Here is a 23,214-nt window from a genome sequence, read left to right on the forward strand (position 1 = left end):
GAATTTCCAGAATTAAAGAAGAATTTTATATGTGATAGAGTTCACCCAACTTCACTAAATGATACATTTAATTCGTATCCCGTACTGGATACGAATTTATAGAGCCAAGCTCATATCAGAGTATTCAGAAACGTTAGACTGCATTTACAAAATGAGTGGTAATCTGTCCGAATTTTAAAATCTTTGAATAAACTAAATATATCTATGAAAACTTTTAGAATTTATACCCTTTGTTTCCTATTAATCTTTTTTATGAGTTCTTGTGGGCCATCACAAGGAACAAATCCATTATCTCTTTTGGCCTTACTCTCCCTACCAGAAAACAATGGAAATGTGGACGATGGAGAACTGCATGAATCTGATTGTATGTACAATTATGATAATATAGGTCGAAAGAATACAAGTACTACTGCTATCTTCAAAGATTCTCAAGGGGCAATTTACGTAGCAGGAAACACACAAGAAAATCTAGGAGGAAAAAATCCGCAGAATACCCAAACCCCATATGTCTTAAAATATCCAAACATTAGTAGTTGTAGGGAATGGGTCCAAACTTTCGTGGACACATTGGGTTACGGTCAAATAACAAGTGCCGCAATTGATTCAAATGCGAACATTTATATATTAGGAACTTCCGCAAGCGCAACAATCGGTGCAGAAACATGTAATTCCGGATTGTGTAACTTTCTAGCAAAATTAGATAAAGACGGAAATATTCTTTGGTCAAAATTATTAACAAGTACTTTAACCGCCCCTATATCTCAAAAATTCGCTTTAGATCCTTCCGCTAATATTTATTTGATAGGCTCTACAAGCTCTGCAGTAAACGGGCAAAACCCAAGTGGTACCGCAGATGCATTTATCATAAAATTGGATACTGATGGAAATCTAACTTCTTCTTTCCTTTTGGGAGTGAGTGGTAAATATACACGTGGCGAAATGATTTCAGTAGATCCTAACGGAAATATCTACTTTATGGGAAATACTAACGGTTCCTTAGGAGGACAAACTCCATATGGGAACGGAACAACTGTGTATCTAGCCAAATATAATTCCAGTCTAGCTCAAGAATGGATACGTTATGTTGGAGTTGGGGTAAACCCTGGTAACCACAGACCCACCGGGATCACATTCGACCCAAGTGGAAATGTTTACTTCGGAGTTAATTTTAACGGTACAGGATATGTAGAGGGTAATCAGTATTTAGGTATTAATAATTCTCTTATATACAAATTTAATTCATCTGGAACCAAACAATGGTTTCATGTAGTCGGATTTTCCGGAGGAAGTACGGAAGCCATTACACTAACTTATACTTCCTTTAACAAGATCATGGTTTTCGGAACTGCCTTCGGAACAGTTAATAATATAAGTACTAACGGATATTTCACTACCTTCCGAGCTTTTTATGAACAGAATGGCACTTATGTGGGATTAGATCTTTTCGGTCCTCCAAATACAAATCGGTATGCTACGTCTGTGTATTATTCTGGAACGGATCCAGTATATTACTCTTATACAGGCTCGAATTCTCCTGCGCCTGGAACACAGGGTGGATTCATGACAAGTCTTTAATTCTTTCTCTTATATCGATCCAAAACTAATCTTAAAAAATCGGACTGTGGGAATTTATGAACCAAGGATTCCATGAGTTGGACTCCTTCCTCCACAGGTCCGGTTTCTAAAAGAGAGATCGCTTTTAGGTAAACCATCTCCGGAGAATATTGGAATCTTCCTGTCAGGACCAATCTCTCTCTGAATGCCTCGAATTTTTTGTCCTTAAATTCTTGGACGGCAATCGCTCTTTGGGTTAAATAAGAACCTGGAGTTTGAGAGCGGACCGCAATCATCTCAGAATCCAATTCTCCTGCTAAAGTAGAATTCCATAGAACCAAAAGTTCGAATGGCCTGAGTGTATAGGACATCCCCTGTTCTTTTAGTATCTTATAGCGTTCGAATAAGGAATCATCACTTCCTTCCTGAATGGAATCACGTAGAGTTTCTTTCAGCTCTTCTCTTCCGTTCTTCTTTTTCTCTTCAGAAATCCATTCGAATACAAAATCTCTTGGTTTACATTTTTTAACTAAGAAGAATCTATCCAGAATCGGATGTCTGAGAGAATATTGATCCAAGAAGAAGTCAGCTTCTGTTCTGGAAAATTCTTCTATCCTTCTAGCTATACTTGCATCTAAAACTTTTATATTCCGGATCCCTTCTTTCTTATCCTTGAAATAAAAATAAGCAAGTCCAGCCAGATCAGGTTCCTGGGAAGAGATTACTAAGTCGAATAATTCATTCTGCTCTTCTTGATTCAGTCCTTGTTGTTTATGGCGATACGCGATTTTCTCCTTTCTTTCCAAACCTTCTTTCAGAAAATTTTCAGATTCTGAAATCGCATCTATAAAATATAATAATCGTCTTCCTTCTTTTGCTTCTTTCAGATCTTCTCCGAAAGAATATACCAATTCCTGGTAGTCTCGAATTCTATCTTCACAAAGTAAAAATGCAGAGCATAAAAAGAATAACTCAGGGTCCCAAACCAGATTTCCTTTCAACTCATCCAATAACTCTTGGAAGAATAAGCGTAGGAGTTTTTCTTCTCTTTCAGTGATCCCATCTTCTCTGATCCAATCTAAGCGAGGAGAATGGAATACAAATCTTCCAAATAGGTCAGATCTGAAACAATGCGCAGGCCTCAAATGTGTAAGAATACTTCCGCTATAATGATCTAAAATTTTTGTTTTTAGCCGGATTATATCCGAATCGGGTTTTCGGTCCTGTTTTTTAACTACGAAGTCCGGATGGCTTAAAGTTATTTCAGGCCATTCTGTATTTGATACCGATATATGCATAAAGACTCCTTTTTTGGAGTTGAACCCTTTTTAAGGCAGATTAAGTGAGAAGAATCGCATGAAAAAAACGATTCTGGGGTTACTCCCGTTTCTAGTTGTCGGCAGTCTTTTTGCGGATGAAGACCTAAAATACTTGGTCAAATCCTATAGTTTAGAAAAAATACGCAGGATTTTTCGGGAAAGGTCCCCTTCCAAAGAATCCGAAGTGTACGCACTCGTCCGTTTCCATGAAACCCATCCTGATGGGGACGAGGGAAATAAATTCAGGTATCTGGTCTCTCTTTTAAAAGGGAGACTTGTAGTTGGGGTAACCAAGGACGAACTTCATAGTCTGATCAAGAACCCACTTCCTCCTATGAATGCAGTCTCCAAAATGAGTTTTTGGAAATTGTATGAGGAAATGGTAAAAAGAAAAAGTCTATCCCCTTCTGAACTTATTTCTTATCTCAAAAAACTTCCCCCTGAATATGATCCTGTCTATAAAAATGTGATCGGGGAAATTCTTCGAATTCATTATGAAAATGGAGAATTTAAAGAAGCAAAAGATTACGCAGAAAGTTTCTCTGAAAAAGATAAAAAAGAATATTTCGGCGCTATGGCATACTACAGATACGCCAAGGCATTATACAAATTGGGAGAAATACAGAAAGGAGAAAATCTTTTATACGCTCTTACAGAAGATGCGAATGTTCCTTCTTACGTTAAAAAAGATATTTATATCGATCTAAGGACCTGGAAAGGTGAATCCTTTTATAATCAGATCCCCCTAGAAAAAGGGGTGTTATTTCTTCCTTTCTTAGACGCGACCGATAGGAAATCTTTTATATCTTCCCATCAATATTTTAGCTCGATCGTTTTCGAAAGACCGGAAAGCTGGAAGGCTGCCGCAAGAGGACTCGTCCAATATTATCCGGAAAGACTTTCTTCTCTCTTCTCCAGACATAAAAGTTACGCAGAATATTTTCCTGAATTTACCGCTGCAATGTCTGTGGAACTTTCTAATCAAAATTTGGCAAAATCAGGCCTGGATCTATTACAAAAAACGAATCTATCTTCTTCCGAATCAGTAGAATATGCATATGCCAGGGCTTATAAACGATTAGGAGAAAGAGATAAATATTTTAACGGTCTTCTTTCTTCTCTCGAAAAAAATCCTTATAATCTAATCCGACAGGACGAGCTGATTGATCTTTTGATCGGGGACCATTCTCACTTTTTAGAAGAATCATATTGGAAAGAGGCTTTAAAAAAGATCCCTAATCTTCCGGTCAAAGGCAGATTAGTATATTGGTATTTAAGAAGTTTAAAATCCAAAGGTAAACAGGATGAACTTCTATCTTGGTTAAAGTCGTATTATAGATCCATTCCAGGTTCTTATTACACAAGAGTAATCCGAGAAGAATTTGCGACTGAAATTTCCTCTATCCAAAAGCCGGACTCCCCTCTAAGAAATAAGGATGCATTATTCGAATATCTGTCTTTGACTGCTGGTGATCCTAAATATTCAGATAAGATCATTGGGAGAGATCTGGAATTTGCTTATTTTCCAGATTCCTTCTCATTAGATGTTCGGATAGATTCTGCACATAGTAAAGTCAGAGGAAATACTCTATTACAAAATGCTAAAGAATATTTAGAGATCGGAGAAATGGCATATGCAAGTTCTCTGGTTGATAAATTCGTTTTGCAAACTGGAACATCTGAAGAAGAAAAAGACGAAATTTTCGCTGCCCTGGGAGAAGTTACCGGAAACCAATATCTGACTGTCTTTCATACAAGAAATCTAATGAAAAGAAGAAGGATCCCGGACGATGTGATCCTTCTTCCTTCTAAACTCGCTTCCAGGATCTATCCGAGACCACATAGGGATATAGTTTCTCATTATTCCCAGTCCTTTGGGATAGAAGAAGATATAGTGTACGCTGTGATGAGGCAGGAATCCTTTTTTAAGGAGAATGCAGTGTCTTCTTCCAATGCGAGAGGTCTCATGCAGATTATGGGACCTACTGGAAAAGGTTTAGCCCAAGGTTTAGGGCTTGGTCCTTATTCCCTTTTTGATCCTGAAATTTCTATCCAAATGGGTGCAAAATTCCTAAAATACCTTCTTTCTTCCAATGAAAACGATTTAAAATGGGCCTCCATCGCTTATAACGGAGGACCTGGAAATCTTAGAAAATGGAAACGGAATCACTATCATGGAGATTTTAATCATTTTTTAGAGGAACTTCCATTAAAGGAACCTCGTGATTATTGCAGGATCGTAACGTCGAACTATTATAATTACCAAAGTTTAAGGCAGTATAAAAACCGCTGAGCAGACAAGACGGATTCTTTTTTTTAGATTGTCTAGAATTTCAGATCCGTGAAATAGTTCTAAGGACCGGGCCTGAGTTCTTAATTTCACCTCTCTGTCCTAAGGTCTACCTTATGCCGGTTCGTCCGATATCATTCATCTAACAGGAGTAAAAAATGGCAAACACCGCAATCTTAAAAATCGACGGTAAAGAATATGAACTACCCATCATTACGGGAACAGAAAACGAAAAGGCCATAGACATCTCCAAACTCAGACAACAAACAGGATACATTACATTAGATAACGGTTATTTAAATACCGGTGCCTGCACAAGTGCCGTTACATTCCTGGATGGTGAGTTAGGAATTTTAAGATACCGTGGGATCCCGATCGAACAATTAGCCGAAAAATCAAGCTTCACTGAAGTAGCTTATCTTTTGATCTACGGCCATCTTCCTTCCGACAAAGAATTACAAGATTGGGACAAAGAGCTAACAATGCACACTTTGATCCACGAAGACTTAAAACGTCTTTATAATGGATTCCCTAAAGACGGTCACCCGATGGCGATCATGTCCACAATGATCGGTTCACTTTCTACTTATTACCAAGATTCCTATGATCCAGAAAATCCGGACCATAGACATATCTCTATGGTTCGTCTTTTAGCGAAGTTCCCTACAATCGCTTCCTTCGCTTATAAAAAATCATTGGGCCAACCTACAGTTCACCCAATGAATCATTTGGATTATTGCAGTAACTTCTTGAATATGATGTTCTCAGTTCCAAGTGAAGAGTATTATATCGACCCTGAGATTGTAAAAGCTCTGAACTTGTTATTGATACTTCATGCTGATCACGAACAAAACTGTTCTACCTCAACAGTTCGATTGGTTGGTTCTTCTCTTGCAAACTTGTATGGAGCAATTTCTGCAGGTATCTGCGCTCTTTGGGGACCTCGTCACGGTGGAGCCAACCAAGAAGTATTAGAAATGCTTTTAGAGATCAAAGCTTCTGGACTTCCTGTTAAAAAGATCGTAGAAAAAGCAAAAGATAAGAATGATGCATTCCGTCTTTCAGGATTCGGACACAGGGTTTATAAAAACTTTGATCCACGTGCTAAGATCATCAAAAAAGCATGTGACGCAGTTCTTTCCAGATTGGGAGTAAACGATCCTTTATTAGATATCGCTAAAGAATTAGAAGAAGCGGCTTTAAAAGATTCTTACTTCGTAGAAAGAAAATTGTATCCTAATGTGGACTTCTATAGCGGTATCATTTACCGTGCGCTTGGAATCCCTGTGAACATGTTCACTGTAATGTTCGCAATGGGACGTCTTCCAGGTTGGATCGCTCAATGGAAAGAAATGATAGAATCTCCTGATATGAAAATCGGTAGACCTCGTCAGATTTATACCGGAGCAACTGACACTTCTTACGATAGCGCTAAGAAAAAGTAAGCCTGCAAAATTTTCAGCTCAGTAACCGGATCGAAAATAATTAGTTCACGATCCGGTTACTTTCCCGATCCAACGCGAAAAACTTCAAATAGCCGGTATCTACACGTTAGCTGAAATTTTTATATTTACAGATTATTCCTGCAGACTAATTTCGCTTCATTATAAACTTATGAAGCATTCAAAAAGAAATAAGTATTCGTTGATGTTACTAATATGGATACTTACGATATTCTCTCAGTGTACTCCAAATATTCGACAAGTTAGAATACAAGAACAGAAATCGCTTTCGGAGGCCCAAAACATCCTTAATCCAGGGATCGCATTTTTCCGATTTAAATCTGCAACTTTAGGCGGAACCTCTCTAACTCCATCGCTCGGTCTTGCGGTAAATGAAGGAGTGTTTCCTAATTTTGCTAACCCTAGCACTATCGATCTAGAGCCAAAAATCGACAAGAAAACCAAATTTACCGTTCTTGATGAATGCGTTGTTCTCGTCGGAAATACTGCTGAATATAGGCTTATCTTTTATTCGGAACATTCCTGTACGGATCGCGGAAGAGTTCAGACTTGCTCTTATTATCTACCAAAAGTCTTCACAAAAAGGGCATTTCAATTAAATGACGGAGATGTAGTTTATCTCGGCACTTTAAATTTTAACAAATACGGCGATATTGAAAATAGATATATAGAATCGGATAAAGCTTATTGTGCGAAAAGTTTGAAATCATCAATGCAAAACATTGATGATCAAAAAATTAAAAATCGAACCCTAATTAAATACCATGAATAAGAACTTTAAATATCTTTTTCCAATTTTCTTCTTTTTCTCCTCTTGCATAACCTGGGCAACACGGGACCAAGACTCAGTGCCGATGCCTAAGAACTTGTCGGAAATAATGAAACCTATTACTTTTATTGTCCAAGCACAATTACCTCCATTAGACATGGAACCGGTCAACCGCTTCCATGTTTTGCAAAGGTATTCGAATACTATCGCTTCTTGCCGCTGCCTATCGGACTATAATTTATTCCTAAACGAGCTCCCTTCAAAAGACGAGAAATTCGAATATATTGCGTTAGTAAAATTGAACGCAGAACCTGCAGCAGATACTTTTAATAAAACCATAACCGTTATCTCGATGTTTACACTAACAGTGCTTCCATTTTGGGACAAAGAGAATTATGAATATACTGCGATCCTTTTTGATAAAAATGGTAAGGAGCTTAAAAGTTTTTCCGGATCCGGAAGTCATAAACTATTTGGACAATTACTCTTGTTCCCTACTCTCTTTACGAAGCATTCCAATCTAAATCGAAGCGGCCCACTAACATGGATTGCAGAGGATATTTTTCAATCAGGACTGGTGCCAAAAATTCCCTATGAGTAAATGAACTGAGCTACGAGCGTTTTCGAAGATACCAATTAAATAAAACGACTGAGTCAGTATTAAACTCGGGACATCCCTGGATCTTAAACGGAAAATTATCCACTGCAATCTCCGCATTCAAAGACGGAGATTGGATGAGGCTTGTTTCTGGATCAAACGAGACGTTAGGATTTGGGATATATTCGTCTTCCGGTCCGATTGGAATACGCATCATCCAAAGAGGAAATGAATTCTCAACTCCTCTTTTGCGACAGAGGATAGAAAAAGCGTTAGAACTCAGAAAACCTCTTAGAGTAAAAACAAACGCTTACAGACTTTTACATGGAGAGAATGATCTAATTCCAGGAGTCACAGTGGATCGTTACGGATCCAGTTGGGTAGTCCAAACCTATTCCCGATCTTTAAGGACATTCTCCAGATTAGTAATCCAACTTCTCTACTCTATTGTTTCCAAAACCGAAGAGCCAATCCCAAATCAAATCGTATGGATCTCCCCACAGCGTATAGGCTCCGAAAAATCTTTACCCATTCGGTTTTTGCGAGGTAAAAAAGCGATTCCGTATGAAGAGAAAATTTTTCTAAATCAGATCCAATGGAAGACTAAAATTCCCGGCCAGAAAGGTGGCTTCTTTCTTGATGTTCGGAATTTACGCCAATATATATTAGAAAAACCAGAAATAGCTCAAAACAAAGATTGTCTTCATTTATTCTCACATACCGGACTTACTTCTGTATGCTTAGAAGAAGCAGGTGCAAAATCAGTCTTCTCTGCTGATGGAGCTAAAGAAGCTCTCGAAGAATTTGTTTCACATATTTTACCGGAAGAAGAGATTTTAAATTTCGATACGAAGAATACCATTCTCACAAAAGGAAAACATCATCTTGTCAGAGCGGATCTATTTCAAGATTGGGGATTTTTAGAAGGCAGAAAATTTTCCCTAATCATCTTAGATCCTCCCAATCTAACTCCGAACCAAGCTGCGATTCCAGCGGGCAAAAAGGCATATCGTACTTTAATTTCTAAGGCGCTATTTCATTTAGAACCCGGAGGAGACCTAATATTACTTTCTTGTTCTGGAAGAATCCGAGAGTCCGAATTCGAAAAGATTGGCCGAGAAACCTTGGCAAACAAAGGATGGAAGTACAAGGATCTTTTTAAATTAAAACCGGAACCGGATCATCCTACACGAAAGGAATTTCCGGAGGGGAAATATTTTAAGGTGCATATTTATAGAAAATGCGAACCTTTAGATCCATAAGCTTATGAGTACTACTAAAAATACATACCAACTCATCGATTCCGGAAATTTTAAAAAGTTAGAACAAGTCGGCCCATATAAAGTGATCCGCCCTTCTCCTGTTGCTGCTTGGCCTCCTACTCAGGCTTCTCTCTGGAAGGACGCTGATGGAGAATATCATAGAAGTGATAAGGGTGGAGGAAATTGGAGTTGGAAAGGATCCAGCGGTTCCAGACCAGACTCAGAAGACGAATTCCTAATCCAAATCCCTCCATTAACTGTTAAGATACGTTTTACTCCATTCGGTCATCTTGGGATCTTTCCGGAACAATTGAGCAACTGGGACCGTATTCGAAAAGTTTCTTCTCAACTTGCAGGTCAGGGAGAAGTTCTAAATTTATTTGCTTATTCAGGACTTTCCACCTTATCCGTATTAGCTGGAGGGTTGGACGCTTGCCATTTGGATTCTTCGAAAGGGATGGTAGAATGGGCAAGAGAGAATGCACAAGTCTCCGGTCTGGCAGATAAAAAAGTACGCTGGATTATTGAAGACGTATTAAAATTTCTGAATAGAGAGATCAGAAGAGAAAAAAAATATCTCGGCTTTATCTTAGATCCTCCTACTTTCGGGCGAGGTGCAAGCGGAGAAGTTTTCAAAATAGAAAAAGATCTACCAGAGATGATGGATCTACTCATGAAACTTTGCGATAACAAACCAGAGTTCGTATTTTTGACCTGTCATTCTACCGGATTCAGCCCGCTCGCGCTTAGAAGAATTCTGGAAGGAAGGATCAAAAACCCAGGGAATTATCTAACAGAAGAACTTTCTATTTCTGAAACCACAGGAAGATTACATCCAGCAGGTTCCAACTGTGTATTCTATTCAAACAGAGTAAAACTTTGAAGAAGAATATTTTGGAAATTAGCAGCTTCTCGAATGAAAAGCTGAAGTATATCTCCGGGCTAAAAGAAAAGAAGAATAGAGAAAAATCCGAAACATTCTTCATCGAAGGTTTTAGAGAAATCCAAAGAGCCCAGATTTCCGGAAAAGTTAAATTCGAATACTTACTCACCTGTCCCGCATGTTACCTTGGGGAAAATGAAGAAGACCTGGTATCTTCCATAGATGCAAAAACGATCATCGTCCCAAAACAAATTTTCGAAAAGATTTCTTATAGAGATAGACCTGATGGATTGATAGCTACTGCGGAGATACCGGACTTCTCCTTATCCGCTAAAACAAAACTTTCGGATGATCCTATTCTTGTAATCGAAGGTGTGGAAAAACCTGGAAACTTAGGAACAATTTTAAGAACAGCAGAGGGTGCTGGATTTCATAAAGTGTTTGTTGCTGATCCAAGACTGGATTTGTTCAATCCAAACGTTATTCGTTCTTCTACTGGAACCTTATTTACATTGGATGTTTTTCAGTCCGATATAAAAGAACTCTACCCTATTCTTAAAAATGCAGGCTACAAAACAATTGCTGTCACTCCCGAGGCTAAATCCCTTCATTGGGATGCGGATCTAAAAGGAAAAGTTGCACTCGTTTTTGGAAGCGAACAGTACGGACTAAGTGAATACGCAAGATCTCACAGTGATCAATATATTTCCCTTCCTATGAAGGGAGTGGCGGATAGTCTAAATCTTGCAATGTCCGCCGGAATTCTAATGTACGAAGTGCTTCGACAGAATCGTTAATGAAAAAGATCCATCTTTCCGTATTCGTAAGCGGTCATGGCTTCGGGCATATCAGTCGCAGTTTAGAAGCTATCCTACAAATTTTAATTAAAAATCCAGAATGGACTGCAACAATCAATTCTCCCAGGGGTGAAGAATTTGCAAATTCTTTGGATATTACTGGGATTTGGGGAAAGGTCAGAAATCGGATCCAATTTAGAAAAATAAAATCGGATGTTGGAATAGTACAAAAAGATTCTCTTGGGATGGATCTGGAATCCACCGAGTCTGAAATTTTAGAATTTAAGAAGAATAAAAATTCTCTTATACAAGCTGAAACTGAATATCTCAAGAAAGAAAGGCCAGATCTTATTTGGTCCGATTCTTCTTCTTTTCCTTTTTTGATCTCTTACGATCTAAAGATCCCTTCTTTATTTTTGGGAAACTTTACCTGGGATTATATATACTCATATTACGAATCTGAAATATTCCAAAAATATTCGAAAGAATTAAAGAACGAATATAAACTATGCGAACTGGGACTTGTGCTCCCACTCTCCTGCCCGGTTACTTCTATCCCAAAGACCAAAAACATTGGACTATTGGGACGTAAGCCAAATTTAAATAAAGAAGAAGCCAGAAGATATTACGGCTTTGAAGAAGGTATTGAATATTATCTATTCTCTTTTGGCGCTTATGGAATTGACTCTTCTCATTTTGATTGGAAAGAATGGGACCCCTCTAAAAGAAGAATAGTCATTGGCGGAATGGAATGGAAGATCCAATCCAAAAACAATCTGGGGATTGTAACTATCCCAAACTGCCATTATCCGGATCTACTCAGAGCAAGTGACTTTGTATTAACTAAACCAGGCTATGGGATCTTAAGTGAGTCTTATTTTGCAGGAACTCCTATACTTTACACAGATAGAGGTAACTTTCCAGAATATAAGTACCTGGTAGAAACGTTACAATCTCAATATAAATCTGCTTATATCTCTCATAACGACCTATTTTCTTTCCGATGGGAAGAAGCTTCCAAGTCGGCAATATCTGCTAACTTGAATCCTGATCCAAGATTTCAAAGAGATGCAGTAAAAGAAATCGAATCATCCATTATAGAACTTCTCAAATAACTCACTTTCGGTTGACCATACGGAATATATGTTTTAAAAAAATTATAGGACCTATATTTAAATAGTTTATAAATCCTTGAAGAAAATAGGGAGGAGGTTTATCAAGCGGTGAGGTAATAAACTTTCGAAGCAACAGGTTTGAAAGCCAAACAACAATTTTTCGGATTTACATACTAATTTTAGCCAGGAAGTCTCGACTCGTTTGTTATAAAAAAAAGGTACATCAATGCCAACATTAGAAACATTAGAAAAATTCATTGCTCATGTTGAATCGAATAGACATGACGAAGCAATTGAGGCTTTTTATACGATCGATGCCTCGATGCAAGAGAATCAATCACCGCCACGAATAGGCAGAGACCTACTTGTTACAAACGAAAAATTGGTACTCAGAAAAGCAAAATCCTTAACTTCGAAGTGTATTCGGCCCGTATTCGTAAACGGAGATTACGTCGTGATTAGATGGGTATTTCATTTCGATTGGAAAGACGGCACTTCAACGGATATGGAGGAGCTTGCTTACCAGCTCTGGGAAGGCGAAAAAATCAAGGAAGAGCAATTCTTCTATGATCCCGCGCAACGAGTACCCAAGTGAAAGTAAAAAGGATTGTTCTCGGGATCAGCTAAACCAAGAAACGATTTGCTCTTTTCGGAGCCTGGTCTGGTATTCCAAGAATCTTTCCTTCCACCAAGGGTGAGTTTTAGAAAGATCTGTTTCCCAAAACCAGAAGTGAAGATCGCTTAGAATACGCTTATCCCAAAGAAGCCGGTTCATCTCTTTAGAATTTAAAGATTCAGGACCGGACTCTTTCCAATTAGAAACTAAAACGTCCATATATCTTTTACGAGCGTCTGATTCTTTTTTTCTGGATCTCAAACGAGATGTATGAAAACGAAATAAGAGAGGATCTACAACTGAAAGAAAAATCCCTCTTCCTGCCCCCATTCCTTCCAAAAACTCAGAATATTCTTTTTCCAAATCTTCTGTATCCGATAAAAGAATATTCTTCTTAGTCTCTTCAGGAGTTAAAAGAAATCCCCTTCTTCTCCAAACTTCTCCCTGTTTAGAAGAAGAAGTCCATACTCCCCAAAAATATGAAAGCAGCCAGCCACCCGTAATCGGTAAAAGCCAATAAAAAAGTACGGGATAATATACAAATAACCAGATAGAGATCCCAGTACCATAAAATGCCTGAGGAAGTAGGGCTCTTGCAGCGGCCATTCTATCAATCCCTTGAGAAGAATTCCTGTTTTGAGGTCCCCATTCTATCTTTCTATTCCAGAAAGTCATCCAAAGGAATCTAGTATATTGAACCATATACGCCGGGGCTAAGATGACCGATTGGATAAACTCTATAAAAAAGGAAATTATAAAGGAAAAAAATCCGATTCCACTTTCTTTCCGACGGAAAAACAAACCGTCCAAAAAGGAAAGTATACGAGGCATAAATAATATTAGAATAGTATAAATTTGTAATCCATAAAACACAGGGAGATACATACTCTCCTGGAACTGAGCCCATTCTTCCGGGATAGATGCCAGACGGTAATAATCGGTATCCGCCATTACTGTAAAACTAGTCGCAACAAGTAATAATGCCCAAAGAAGAGAACTTCCGTAAGAGAGGATTCCCAAAAGAATATGGATCCGACTGGAGATCCGTAATCCACCCACGAATAAAAACCAGAAATGTTGCAAATTCCCCTGGCACCAACGATTATCCCTTTTTAAACTTTCCAGAAGATTGGGAGGACATTCCTCGTAAGAACCCTCTAGATCATAAGCAAACCAAACAGTATATCCGGCTTTTCTAATTAATGCAGCTTCGACTGTGTCATGAGAAAGGATCTTCCCACCGATGGCTCCTTCTCCAGGTAAACCAGGAAGGCCGCAATGTTCCATAAAAGGTTTTAATCTTACGATTGCGTTATGACCCCAGAATGGACCTGAAAAGACCTGCCAATAATACGAGCCTGCACCGAAAATTGGATTTCCGAGCCAAGTCCCGAATTGTGCTAATCTTTGGAATAAACTTTTACCTCGAATAATTTTCGGAACTGTCTGTATGATACCTGCGTTAGGCACAGCCTCCATGAGTCGGATCAAGTTTAGCATACATTCCCCGGTTACTAAACTGTCTGCGTCTAAAACGATCATGTATCTATATCGTCTTCCCCATCTTCTGCAAAAATCTGCAATATTCCCTGATTTTTTGTTTAGATTGATCCTTCTTTTTCTGTAATATACTCTCCCCTTTGTTTCTGGCTTTCGGGAAAGTTTAGAGAATGCTTTCTCCTCTTGCAGCCAGATATCCGGATCAGTTGTATCGGATAATAAGAAGAAGTCTAGGTTTTCCCCTAAGCCTACAGTGGCCGCGGATCTCATCATCGATTCTAAACCTGCTGCAACTCTTGCCACATCTTCGCAATGGATTGGAATTACTACTGCAGTTGGTGGGAGTTCCTTCGGGTTTGCAGTTTGTCCCGCGATCAAACCTGAAATACGTGTAGGATCCCCTCCTCTAATTCTTTGAACAGTTCCGAAAATAGCAGTGGTAGCTCCGAAAGCTAATAAAGGAAATAAAAAGCAAAAGAGCAAAAGTGTCGCCCATTCTAATGGGGAAATTCCGTTTATTAGAAGAAAACGATATTCCAAATAAATTCCGAACAATGAGAGAAGTCCCAAAACCCCAACGAATCCTAATCTTCTATATGTAAATTTTCTGGAGTCGAATGCTTCCTTTAAAATACCCTCGGGTTCCGGTACACTTGTAGGAAATGTTTCCGTGTTCATGAGAAGTACCAGAATGCCAGAGAAATATAAACTGCTGCCCAGAATAATGCAGTAAGCACTAATGCAACTGGTTCAGGTTTTTCCGCAGAAGGAGAAGCAAGATCCGCTAACGGACCAAAATCGATGGGCCTCGGCACCATAGAGCCGGGTTCCAAGGGAGGCAGGCTACTTTCCCAATCGCGATGGAGCTTAACGGAAGTTTCTTCTTTGAATATTTCGAATATATTTTTGTCGGAAGATTTGGCTTTTTCAAAGACCTTGGAAAGAATATTATGGATCTCTAAATTATCCTCTATCCCCATTCCTCTTAAATAAAGTTCCAGACGTTCCCATTCTTTGGAAATTTGGAGATTTTCGAAAAGAATCGGCTCTTTCAAGTCCTCTTGTTTTTTTTTAGTTCGGCTCAAGTACAAAATTCCAGGTTTCAGAAATTATTTCTTGGTTTCTGCTCAATGCTGCCTTTAGATCCGAGGGTCTAAATTTATTTTTAGGATATACTCCGAAAGTAAGTCTCCATACTCCTGTTTCTTCTATCTTTTGAACTGAATATTCTGATAATTCTGCATTTTCTCCTGTATCAATCCTTGCTTGAATGTATGCAAATGGATCCAAAGAACTTAAATTAGAACTTTTGAAATCCACATAAAACATTTTCAGATCAGGATCTCCTTGTGCATCCCCGATCCGAGTAGCAACTACCTTTGCCATAGAATCAGGAAGAGGATCAGTATCCGGCCAACGAACAGTATAAGAAAAATCGAATGGAGTTCCAGGCGGAGGGATTGGCTCAGGCATCCAATATGCACCCATATTATCATCAGAGTCCTGGATAGTCGGATTTTCTAAAAGATGAACTGAACCTTTTCCAAAAGGAATTTCAGGTTCTACCCAAGCACTCGGCCTAAGTTGGTATTTCATCTCGCTATGTTGATAATTTTGGAATTCTCTATCTCTTTGGATTAAACCGAATCCTCTTGGATTTTCATCCGAGAAAGAATAAGTAGTGCTGCGTTTTGGATTGTCCAGAGGCCTCCAGATCCATTCTCCTTTTCCTGAATGGATCAGTAATCCGTCAGAGTCATGGGATTCAGGATAAGCTTGGCCTTTAGGAATTCCTCTCGTCTCACTATACCAATACATACTGGTCAAAGGAGCAATGCCGAGCCTATCCACCTTGGTCCTAAGTATCACTTCTGCATTTACTTTTACTGCGGAAACTTTCCCAGGTGTGATCTGGAATTCATATGCACCAGTAGCAGTTCTTCCATCCAAAAGTGCATAAACAGTGATCGTAGAGTCAGTCTTATCAGGTTTAACTATATAAAATTCCCTGAAAGAAGGAAAGTCTTCCGGATAAGGCATACCGGTATTAACTGCAATCCCTCTCGCGGAAAGGCCATACCATTGTTTTTTAGAAATGATCCTATAATAACTTGCACCTTGAAAAACAGCAAACTCATCCGTATGCTCTTGGGTATTGATTGGGAAATGGATCTTAAAGCCCGAATAACCCAAATTAGGTGGTAGTTCTCCGACACCTTTCAGTTTAGATAGATCAAAAGAAGAAGGATCATAAGCAATCTCTCTCGCGAAATCCCCTCTTACTTCGAAAACTCTTATATTCGTATTATATAAATGTCCAGGATGTAAAAACTGGAGTTGAAAAGGATTTCCTTCCTTCTTCCAAACTGATTTTTCCGGGCGAAAAAGAATGTTCTTATATTGGTTCCATGGAAGACCTTTCAAAAAGTCTGTAGTAGAATGTTTAGGTGGAATGTAACGTTGTTTAGATAATGTCCTAGCTCGTTCCTTGAGGTCCGAGAATGAGAACTTGAATGTAGGATGAGTAGTCTGGTCGGAAATTTCTCCCTCCATTACGCTCAGTAAGGGAGAAGAAGAAAAATCAGGTTCTTCTCTATCCCGCCTCTGCTGTCTATCTGCGACGGCAAAGAGCAAGGCTGTTGCAACAAACGCCAGAATTATATGCAATCGTAACAATTCGTATCTTTCCTTTCAGCAAGACGAATGCTTAAACCAGTCTATCATCCGTACACAGAGAGGGCAAGGTCTTTTAAGTTCGAATTCACTTCGAACTCACAACAACCTTGCCCCTGATATGCGGAAATATATCTGAGAATTACTTTATTTAGGAGTAACTTTCACGAAATATTTTTTAGAAGCATCCCAAGTTTTCAGGATCTCTTCTGAAAGTTCAGATCCAGTTAACTTAGTGTGTTCAGTAATCAAAGACTTTATAATATCGTAATCTTCGTTTTCAAGATCTACAATTTTAACGTATTCTTTATTGATTAAAGGCTCCAATTCCCAGTCTTTTTGGAAGAAGTAAGCGCTTCCTCCGGTCATACCAGCACCCATATTCTTACCAACTGTTCCCAAACAAACAATGGTTCCACTGGTCATGTATTCTAAGAAGTGGTCACCTGCTCCGCCTACTACAGCATCCGCTCCGGAGTTTCTAACTCCGAATCTTTCTCCAGCTCTACCGGAACTGAAAAGTTTCCCGGAAGTAGCACCGTAAAGACAGGTATTACCGATGATCACGTTCTCATATGCTTTCAGTTTAGAACGTCTATGCTTGCGAATCACGATGGTTCCACCGCAGAGTCCTTTTCCTACATAGTCGTTTGCATCCCCATGAAGAGTGATCTGCACTCCTTTCACAAGCCATGCTCCTAAGGACTGACCCGCAGTTCCTTCAAGAATGATTTCCAGTTTTCCAGGAAGACCTTTGGATCCGTATTTACGTGCGATAATTCCGGAAACTTTTGCTCCCACAGTTCTGTTCGTATTCTTCACAGAATAAGAAAGAGACATGGAAGTTTTTCCTTCTAACGCAGGTTCCGCATCTTTCAAGATACGATCGTCTAAAACTTCTCCAACAGATTCTCTTCTTACGAATCTGTCTTTTTTCTTCTTAGGATCGTAAAGAAGAGGAAGACGTACTAAGATTGGATTTAAGTCCAAAGAATCTAAACGGTCTTGCTCATAACGAGTAATTTGTTTCAGAAGGTCTGTTCTTCCGACGATCTCGTCCATAGAACGGAATCCAAGCTTCGCCAAATACTCACGAACTTCCATTGCAAGAAGTGTCATCAGAGTAGCGACTTGATCAGGAGATCCTTTATACTTCGCTCTGAACTTAGGATCCTGGGTAGCTATTCCTGTAGGACAGTTGTTCAGATGGCATTTTCTTGCCATGATACAACCCAATGCTACGAGAGAAGCAGTTCCAATTCCATACTCTTCTGCACCTAAACATGCTGCGATGATCACATCCCTTCCGGAAACAATACCACCGTCAGTACGGAGAACAACTCTATCTCTCAATCCGTTCATTACTAAAACTTGATGTGTTTCAGAAAGACCAAGTTCCCAAGGAGATCCAGCATGTTTGATAGAAGTAAGAGAAGCCGCTCCGGTTCCTCCCACATGCCCTGAGATCAAGATCACATCCGCGTTTGCTTTTGCAACGCCAGCAGCAATCGTTCCAACTCCTGCCTCAGATACCAGTTTAACTGATACTTGAGCAGTATGGTTTGCTTGTTTCAAGTCATAGATCAACTGAGACAAGTCCTCGATAGAATAAATATCGTGGTGAGGTGGAGGAGAGATCAGGTCGATTCCCTGAGGAGTGTGACGGTTAGTCGCGATCTCCTCGTTATTCTTCTTACCAGGAAGCTGTCCACCTTCTCCCGGTTTTGCTCCCTGAGCGATCTTAATCTCCAACTCTTTTGCAGAGTTCAGATATTCAGAAGTTACTCCAAATCTTCCTGAAGCTACTTGTTTGATAGAAGAGTTCGCGAGGTCCCCTTTCTCATCTACAACGTAACGAGATGGACTTTCTCCACCTTCTCCAGAAGAAGACTTGGCTCCCAAACGGTTCATTGCAATTGCAAGGTCAGTGTGAGCTTCGATAGAAAGTGCACCGTGACTCATACCCGGAGTTAAAAAACGTTTTTGGATCTCAGAAACTGTTTCTACTTCTTCAATTGGAACAGGTGCACGATCTACGAAATCGAATAGATCTCGGATATTGATCGGATCACTTTCTTCCATTAATTTAGAAGCTTCTAAGAATGCTTCGTAGTCATTATCCACCGCAGCTTTACGGATGAATTTTACAACTTTAGGAGACCATCTATGAGGTTGGTCATCCTTCTCAGAGATGAAGTCTTCTGGATTAATTTCTTTGTTAAATGCAGAGTCGTGATTTCTTAAAATATTCTGCTCGATACCGCCGATACCAATTCCAGAAATTCTGGAATAAGTTCCTGGGAAATATTTAGAGATCAGAGTTCTAGAAAGTCCGATTGCTTCGAATACCTGTCCACCTACATAGGAAGACATGATGGAAATTCCCATCTTGGACATGATTTTCAGAAGCCCGTCGTCCACACCTGCACGATAGTTAGTGCAAAGAGAAGCAAAAGAAGGACGAGTGCCGTCTTCTGCATCAAAGTCTCCCTTGGTCCATAGGTCGTGAAGAGTATCCCAGATCAGATAACTGTTTACACCGGAAGCTCCATATCCAAGTAGAACAGCCACATTATGAATTTCGAATGCAGATCCTGTTTCCACGAGAATGCTTGTAGCCGCACGTTTTTTATTACGGATCAAGTGGTTATGAACTGCCGCAACTGCAAGTTCCATAGGAATAGGAGCACGGTCCTTGTTCAGTTTTTTATCCGAAAGAATTAGGATATTCACCCCGGATTCTGCAGCTTTTACTGCGTCCGCAAGCAAGCGATCCAATGCAAGTTCCAGATAATTTCTAGCAGCACCTTCTTCATGATGAGCTTCGAAAGTTGAATCTAAGGTAACTACCTTGTATTGTTTTCCGTCCTTATCCCTGATCCTTTGAAGACCAAGATTAGTCAGATACGGATGAGAAAGTACTAAACAGTTCTGAGGTTTTTCGTCCGCGAATAGATTTGTCTTTTTTACAAGACGAGTGTAAAGAGAAGTTACTCCCTTCTCTCTCAGATAATCGATCGGAGGATTTGTTACCTGCGCAAATCTCTGACGGAAGTAGGTATACAATCCGATTCGAGAAAGCATTAAGATAGACAAAGGAGTATCATCCCCCATGGAACCGATTGCTTCTTTACCTGCGATCGCCTGAGGTTTGATCACCGCTTTTTGTTTGTATGGAGAATATGCGAAAAGGATCTGTCTTCTTCTTAGATCGTCTCCGCTATAAGTTACAGTTTTAGCGATGGATTCGTCAATGGTTTGGTCCAGATATTCTACATTCTCTTTGGACCATTCTCTATAATCGTATTTTTTCTCGAAGAGAGCATTGACGTCCTCATTGAAGTAGATCTTACCTTCTTTCAAGTTGATCGCGAGCATATCACCAGGACCTAATCTTCCTTTTTTAGTGATGATCTCTTCGTCGATATGAACTAGTCCGGTTTCGGAACCCATTACAACGAGTCCATCTTCGGTCACAACATATCTTGCAGGACGAAGTCCGTTTCTGTCTAAACTTCCACCGACCCAGTCGCCTTCTGCAAAAGCAAGAGCTGCCGGTCCATCCCATGGCTCGGTTAGAGTGTTATTATACTCGTAGAATGATTTCAGCGCCTCGGACATCTGAACGTTCTTACTCCAAGCATTTGGAATCAACATCGCTTTTGCATGAAGAACGTCCTTGCCGGAACGTACAATCGCTTCCATCGCGTTGTCCAAACTTGCAGAGTCGGATAAATGAGGTCTGATGATTGGATGGATCTCTTTTTGGAATTCTCCCCATTTTTCACAGGCAAGTTCTTCTTCTCTTGCGAGCATCCAAATCCTGTTTCCTACGATCGTATTGATCTCTCCATTGTGAGCAAGAATACGGAAAGGTTGAGCCAATGCCCAGCTAGGGAAAGTGTTAGTAGAATATCTTTGGTGGAAGATACAATAAGGAGAAACCATCTCCTCACTTTTTAGATCCTCATAAAATTGAGAGACTTGGTTCCCGTTGAATAATCCTTTGAAAGTAATTCTTTCGGAAGAGAAGGAACAAATATAGAAGTCCTCGCTCATAGAAAGTTTAAGAGCATCTCTCATCACTTTCTTTTGGATCAGGAATAATTTAGTTTCGAAATCCTCGTTAGACATCCCATCCGGTTTTCCGATCAATACTTGTTCGATCTGAGGACGAGAAGCATTCGCCTTAGGTCCTAAAACCTCAGGATTTACAGGAACATATCTCCAAGCATAAAGCTTGAAGTTAAATTGCATAAGTGCTGATTCGATGAGGCTTCGGCAAACATCTTGTTTGTCTATGTCCTCTCTTGGTAGGAACACCATCCCCACACCGATGGAATCTTCGTCAGGGCGTCTATGCCCCATCTCTTCGATGTATTTCGCAAACAGTTTCTTAGGAATACGGATCATGATCCCGGCGCCGTCTCCGGTTTGCATATCTGCATCTACGGCTCCGCGGTGAGTAAGGCATGCGACCGCCTTCAAACCCATGGATACAACTCGGTGATTGGACTCGCCCTTATAAGAAGCGACGAAGCCTACTCCGCAGTTATCGCGCTCGAAGGACTTGTCATATAGACCGTTTTCCTCCAAGTACTTTTGGATCCGCAACTGTTCGTCAAGGTTTAACATCCGCTAAGGTTCCTCTTTAGGGTTGATATAAAATCCGGGACTCTGCTTTTGCCTTAGTCCACGGACAGAGGAAACCCCCACCCACGCGATGTTTGGCTGAATTTTGTAGCAAATGTCCGATTCTTAGACCAGTAAATTTACGAGTGCCTAGTTTGAAAACGATCTTTTTAAAGGAATCCAGAGCCGAATCGCATATATACGGCTTATATCCATGTAGGAGCTCCTACTCTTCCAATAATTCGCGTGTTGGAGTTCCTACATGGTGCGCAAGGCAGATGGTCTCCGTCTAAGTTCCTATGACAGAAGAATCGAAAGGATCAAAAGCATTACTTTGGCTTGTGGCCTGCGGCTTTTTTATGCAGACTCTTGACGGAACAATCGTCAATACAGCACTGCCTGCGATTGCAAAAAATTTAGACGCGAGTCCGCTCCGAATGCAGTCTGTAGTAGTCGCCTATCTTCTTACTATGGCGATGATCATTCCTGCTTCCGGTTGGATCTCCGACAAATTTGGAATACGCCAGGTTTTTATTGGAGCCTTGTCCTTATTCGCCTTAGGCTCTCTGTTCTGCGCTCTTTCTCAGAATTTAACCGAGCTAGTTCTTTCTAGGATTTTACAGGGAGTAGGAGGAGCACTTTTACTTCCAGTCGGACGTCTTGCACTTCTTCGATCCATCCCTCAGGCAGAATTTTTACAAGCAATCAGTTTTGTTGCCATCCCAGGTTTAATCGGTCCGTTAGTGGGTCCGGTTTTAGGTGGATGGTTAGTAGAAACTGCATCCTGGCATTGGATCTTTTTAATCAATCTTCCAGTAGGTGTCGTTGGGATCATCGCATCTTCCATTTACATGAAAGGAAATCCACTTCCGAATCCATCCGTATTCGATCTGAAAGGGTATATACTTTTGGCTTTCGGTATGGTTACTTTTTCTTTAGCATTGGATGCAGGATCAAGCTTGGGTTTGCAGAAGGCAGGAGTAATTCTTCTTACAATATTCGGACTCGCAAGTATAGCGGCTTATTGGATCCACGCAGCCAGAACTTCTGCGCCTCTTTTTTCTCCTCGAATATTTTCAATACCCACGCTAAGCATCGGTCTTTTAGGAAATCTGTTTTCAAGACTTGGAAGTTCCAGTATGCCGTTTTTGGTTCCATTATTCTTACAGGTGAATATGGGCTATCCTCCTTTTAAAGCAGGTTTAATGCTTTTGCCTATGGCAATCGCAGGAATAGGGATTAAAAGATTTGCTCCATTATTAATTTATAAATTAGGTTATAAAAGAGTATTAGTTACTAATACCTTGCTAATAGGTCTAAGCATGAGCAGCTTTTTTTGGCTAAACTCGTCCGAGAATTGGTGGATATTTTCTTTTCAATTATTCTGCTTCGGAGCATTTAACTCCTTCCAGTTCACCGCGATGAACACTTTGACTTTAAAAGATCTAACTGGAGAATTTACTAGCAGCGGAAATACAATGCTCTCCATGGTGCAAATGTTGGCAATGGGAATGGGAGTCGCTTGTGCTGCAGGAGCATTAGAGGCTTTCAGAGATCTATTCGGCCAGGATCCGGATAATATGTTCTTAGCATTCAGAAGCACATTCGCTTGTATGGGAATAATAACTCTTTCTTCTAGTTTTATATTTTGGCAGATCAAAAAAGAAGATGGAAGAAGTGCGGTATTAAAAGACTCGGTTCTGGATTGAAGAAGTGAAATTTTTCTGTAAACCCGGCGGTCCG

16 protein-coding genes are annotated in these 23,214 nt (G+C 39.9%); 11 read left to right on the top strand and 5 right to left on the bottom strand.

All coding sequences use genetic code 11. The features are described 5' to 3' along the window. The first annotated feature begins 204 nt into the window (after positions 1 to 204). Complete coding sequence (locus tag B1C82_RS06530; RefSeq protein WP_086446785.1) at positions 205 to 1,575, top strand: SBBP repeat-containing protein; 1,371 nt, start codon at positions 205 to 207, stop codon at positions 1,573 to 1,575. Here B1C82_RS06530 and B1C82_RS06535 read toward each other — a convergent pair. Continuing rightward, positions 1,572 to 2,852 (bottom strand): hypothetical protein, encoded by a 1,281-nt coding sequence (locus tag B1C82_RS06535; RefSeq protein WP_086446786.1) that lies wholly within the window; start codon positions 2,850 to 2,852, stop codon positions 1,572 to 1,574. The two genes, B1C82_RS06530 and B1C82_RS06535, sit on opposite strands and share 4 nt — an antisense overlap. 58 nt (positions 2,853 to 2,910) lie before the next feature. Here B1C82_RS06535 and B1C82_RS06540 point away from each other — a divergent pair, with 58 nt between their 5' ends. The 9 genes from B1C82_RS06540 to B1C82_RS06580 all read left to right on the top strand — a co-directional run bounded on the left by B1C82_RS06540 (position 2,911) and on the right by B1C82_RS06580 (position 12,645). Beyond that, positions 2,911 to 5,166 (top strand): lytic transglycosylase domain-containing protein, encoded by a 2,256-nt coding sequence (locus tag B1C82_RS06540; RefSeq protein WP_086446787.1) that lies wholly within the window; start codon positions 2,911 to 2,913, stop codon positions 5,164 to 5,166. Positions 5,167 to 5,321: 155 nt separating this feature from the next. Then, a complete protein-coding gene (locus tag B1C82_RS06545; protein WP_086446788.1) occupies positions 5,322 to 6,608 on the top strand; it encodes a citrate synthase in 1,287 nt (428 codons plus the stop codon). Between the two features lie 202 nt (positions 6,609 to 6,810). Beyond that, entirely contained in the window at positions 6,811 to 7,398 is a 588-nt protein-coding gene (locus B1C82_RS06550) for a hypothetical protein (protein ID WP_086446789.1), read from the top strand. A 106-nt stretch (positions 7,399 to 7,504) separates the two neighbouring features. Beyond that, the gene (locus B1C82_RS06555) at positions 7,505 to 7,996 is read left to right on the top strand and encodes a hypothetical protein (protein ID WP_157894104.1); all 492 of its coding nucleotides are present in this window, start codon (positions 7,505 to 7,507) and stop codon (positions 7,994 to 7,996) included. A gap of 5 nt (positions 7,997 to 8,001) precedes the next feature. After that, the gene (locus B1C82_RS06560) at positions 8,002 to 9,255 is read left to right on the top strand and encodes a class I SAM-dependent rRNA methyltransferase (RefSeq protein WP_086446791.1); all 1,254 of its coding nucleotides are present in this window, start codon (positions 8,002 to 8,004) and stop codon (positions 9,253 to 9,255) included. Between the two features lie 4 nt (positions 9,256 to 9,259). Then, entirely contained in the window at positions 9,260 to 10,138 is an 879-nt protein-coding gene (locus B1C82_RS06565; RefSeq protein WP_086446792.1) for a class I SAM-dependent methyltransferase, read from the top strand. After that, positions 10,135 to 10,935 (top strand): TrmH family RNA methyltransferase, encoded by an 801-nt coding sequence (locus B1C82_RS06570; protein WP_086446793.1) that lies wholly within the window; start codon positions 10,135 to 10,137, stop codon positions 10,933 to 10,935. Before B1C82_RS06565 ends, B1C82_RS06570 begins: the two co-directional genes overlap by 4 nt. Beyond that, a complete protein-coding gene (locus tag B1C82_RS06575) occupies positions 10,935 to 12,050 on the top strand; it encodes a glycosyltransferase family protein (protein ID WP_086446794.1) in 1,116 nt (371 codons plus the stop codon). Before B1C82_RS06570 ends, B1C82_RS06575 begins: the two co-directional genes overlap by 1 nt. Positions 12,051 to 12,276: 226 nt before the next feature. Beyond that, positions 12,277 to 12,645, top strand: a complete 369-nt coding sequence (locus B1C82_RS06580) for a nuclear transport factor 2-like protein (protein WP_086446795.1) — start codon at positions 12,277 to 12,279, stop codon at positions 12,643 to 12,645. Between the two features lie 24 nt (positions 12,646 to 12,669). Here the strand turns inward: B1C82_RS06580 and mdoH are convergent, their stop codons facing one another. The 4 genes from mdoH to gltB form a co-directional block, all read right to left on the bottom strand. After that, positions 12,670 to 14,844 carry a glucans biosynthesis glucosyltransferase MdoH gene (gene mdoH / locus B1C82_RS06585; RefSeq protein WP_086446796.1) on the bottom strand — a complete coding sequence of 725 codons (2,175 nt, stop codon included), beginning with the start codon at positions 14,842 to 14,844 and terminating at the stop codon, positions 12,670 to 12,672. After that, positions 14,841 to 15,251 carry a hypothetical protein gene (locus tag B1C82_RS06590; protein WP_086446797.1) on the bottom strand — a complete coding sequence of 137 codons (411 nt, stop codon included), beginning with the start codon at positions 15,249 to 15,251 and terminating at the stop codon, positions 14,841 to 14,843. Before B1C82_RS06590 ends, mdoH begins: the two co-directional genes overlap by 4 nt. Beyond that, positions 15,238 to 16,842 (bottom strand): OpgD/OpgG family glucan biosynthesis protein, encoded by a 1,605-nt coding sequence (locus B1C82_RS06595; RefSeq protein ID WP_086446798.1) that lies wholly within the window; start codon positions 16,840 to 16,842, stop codon positions 15,238 to 15,240. The genes B1C82_RS06590 and B1C82_RS06595 overlap by 14 nt, the downstream gene beginning before the upstream one ends. Before the next feature lie 144 nt (positions 16,843 to 16,986). Further along, a complete protein-coding gene (gene gltB / locus B1C82_RS06600; protein ID WP_086446799.1) occupies positions 16,987 to 21,474 on the bottom strand; it encodes a glutamate synthase large subunit in 4,488 nt (1,495 codons plus the stop codon). 296 nt (positions 21,475 to 21,770) lie between these two features. Between gltB and mdtD the strand changes: the two genes are divergently transcribed. After that, on the top strand, positions 21,771 to 23,180 hold the full coding sequence (mdtD, locus tag B1C82_RS06605; RefSeq protein WP_086446800.1) for a multidrug transporter subunit MdtD: 1,410 nt from the start codon (positions 21,771 to 21,773) through the stop codon (positions 23,178 to 23,180). The last annotated feature ends 34 nt before the right edge of the window (positions 23,181 to 23,214 follow it).

Source organism: Leptospira venezuelensis, assembly GCF_002150035.1.
Lineage (GTDB): Bacteria > Spirochaetota > Leptospiria > Leptospirales > Leptospiraceae > Leptospira_B > Leptospira_B venezuelensis.

What these genes read in the sequence shown, in the direction of transcription:
- B1C82_RS06555 (WP_157894104.1), top strand. Translation starts at nt 7,505, where the DNA reads ATGAAACCTATTACTTTTATTGTCCAAGCACAATTACCTCCATTAGAC.
- B1C82_RS06530 (WP_086446785.1), top strand. Translation starts at nt 205, where the DNA reads ATGAAAACTTTTAGAATTTATACCCTTTGTTTCCTATTAATCTTTTTT.
- B1C82_RS06545 (WP_086446788.1), top strand. Translation starts at nt 5,322, where the DNA reads ATGGCAAACACCGCAATCTTAAAAATCGACGGTAAAGAATATGAACTA.
- B1C82_RS06575 (WP_086446794.1), top strand. Translation starts at nt 10,935, where the DNA reads ATGAAAAAGATCCATCTTTCCGTATTCGTAAGCGGTCATGGCTTCGGG.
- B1C82_RS06580 (WP_086446795.1), top strand. Translation starts at nt 12,277, where the DNA reads ATGCCAACATTAGAAACATTAGAAAAATTCATTGCTCATGTTGAATCG.
- B1C82_RS06535 (WP_086446786.1), bottom strand. Translation starts at nt 2,852, where the DNA reads ATGCATATATCGGTATCAAATACAGAATGGCCTGAAATAACTTTAAGC.
- B1C82_RS06550 (WP_086446789.1), top strand. Translation starts at nt 6,811, where the DNA reads ATGTTACTAATATGGATACTTACGATATTCTCTCAGTGTACTCCAAAT.
- mdtD (WP_086446800.1), top strand. Translation starts at nt 21,771, where the DNA reads ATGACAGAAGAATCGAAAGGATCAAAAGCATTACTTTGGCTTGTGGCC.
- B1C82_RS06540 (WP_086446787.1), top strand. Translation starts at nt 2,911, where the DNA reads ATGAAAAAAACGATTCTGGGGTTACTCCCGTTTCTAGTTGTCGGCAGT.
- mdoH (WP_086446796.1), bottom strand. Translation starts at nt 14,844, where the DNA reads ATGAACACGGAAACATTTCCTACAAGTGTACCGGAACCCGAGGGTATT.
- gltB (WP_086446799.1), bottom strand. Translation starts at nt 21,474, where the DNA reads ATGTTAAACCTTGACGAACAGTTGCGGATCCAAAAGTACTTGGAGGAA.
- B1C82_RS06565 (WP_086446792.1), top strand. Translation starts at nt 9,260, where the DNA reads ATGAGTACTACTAAAAATACATACCAACTCATCGATTCCGGAAATTTT.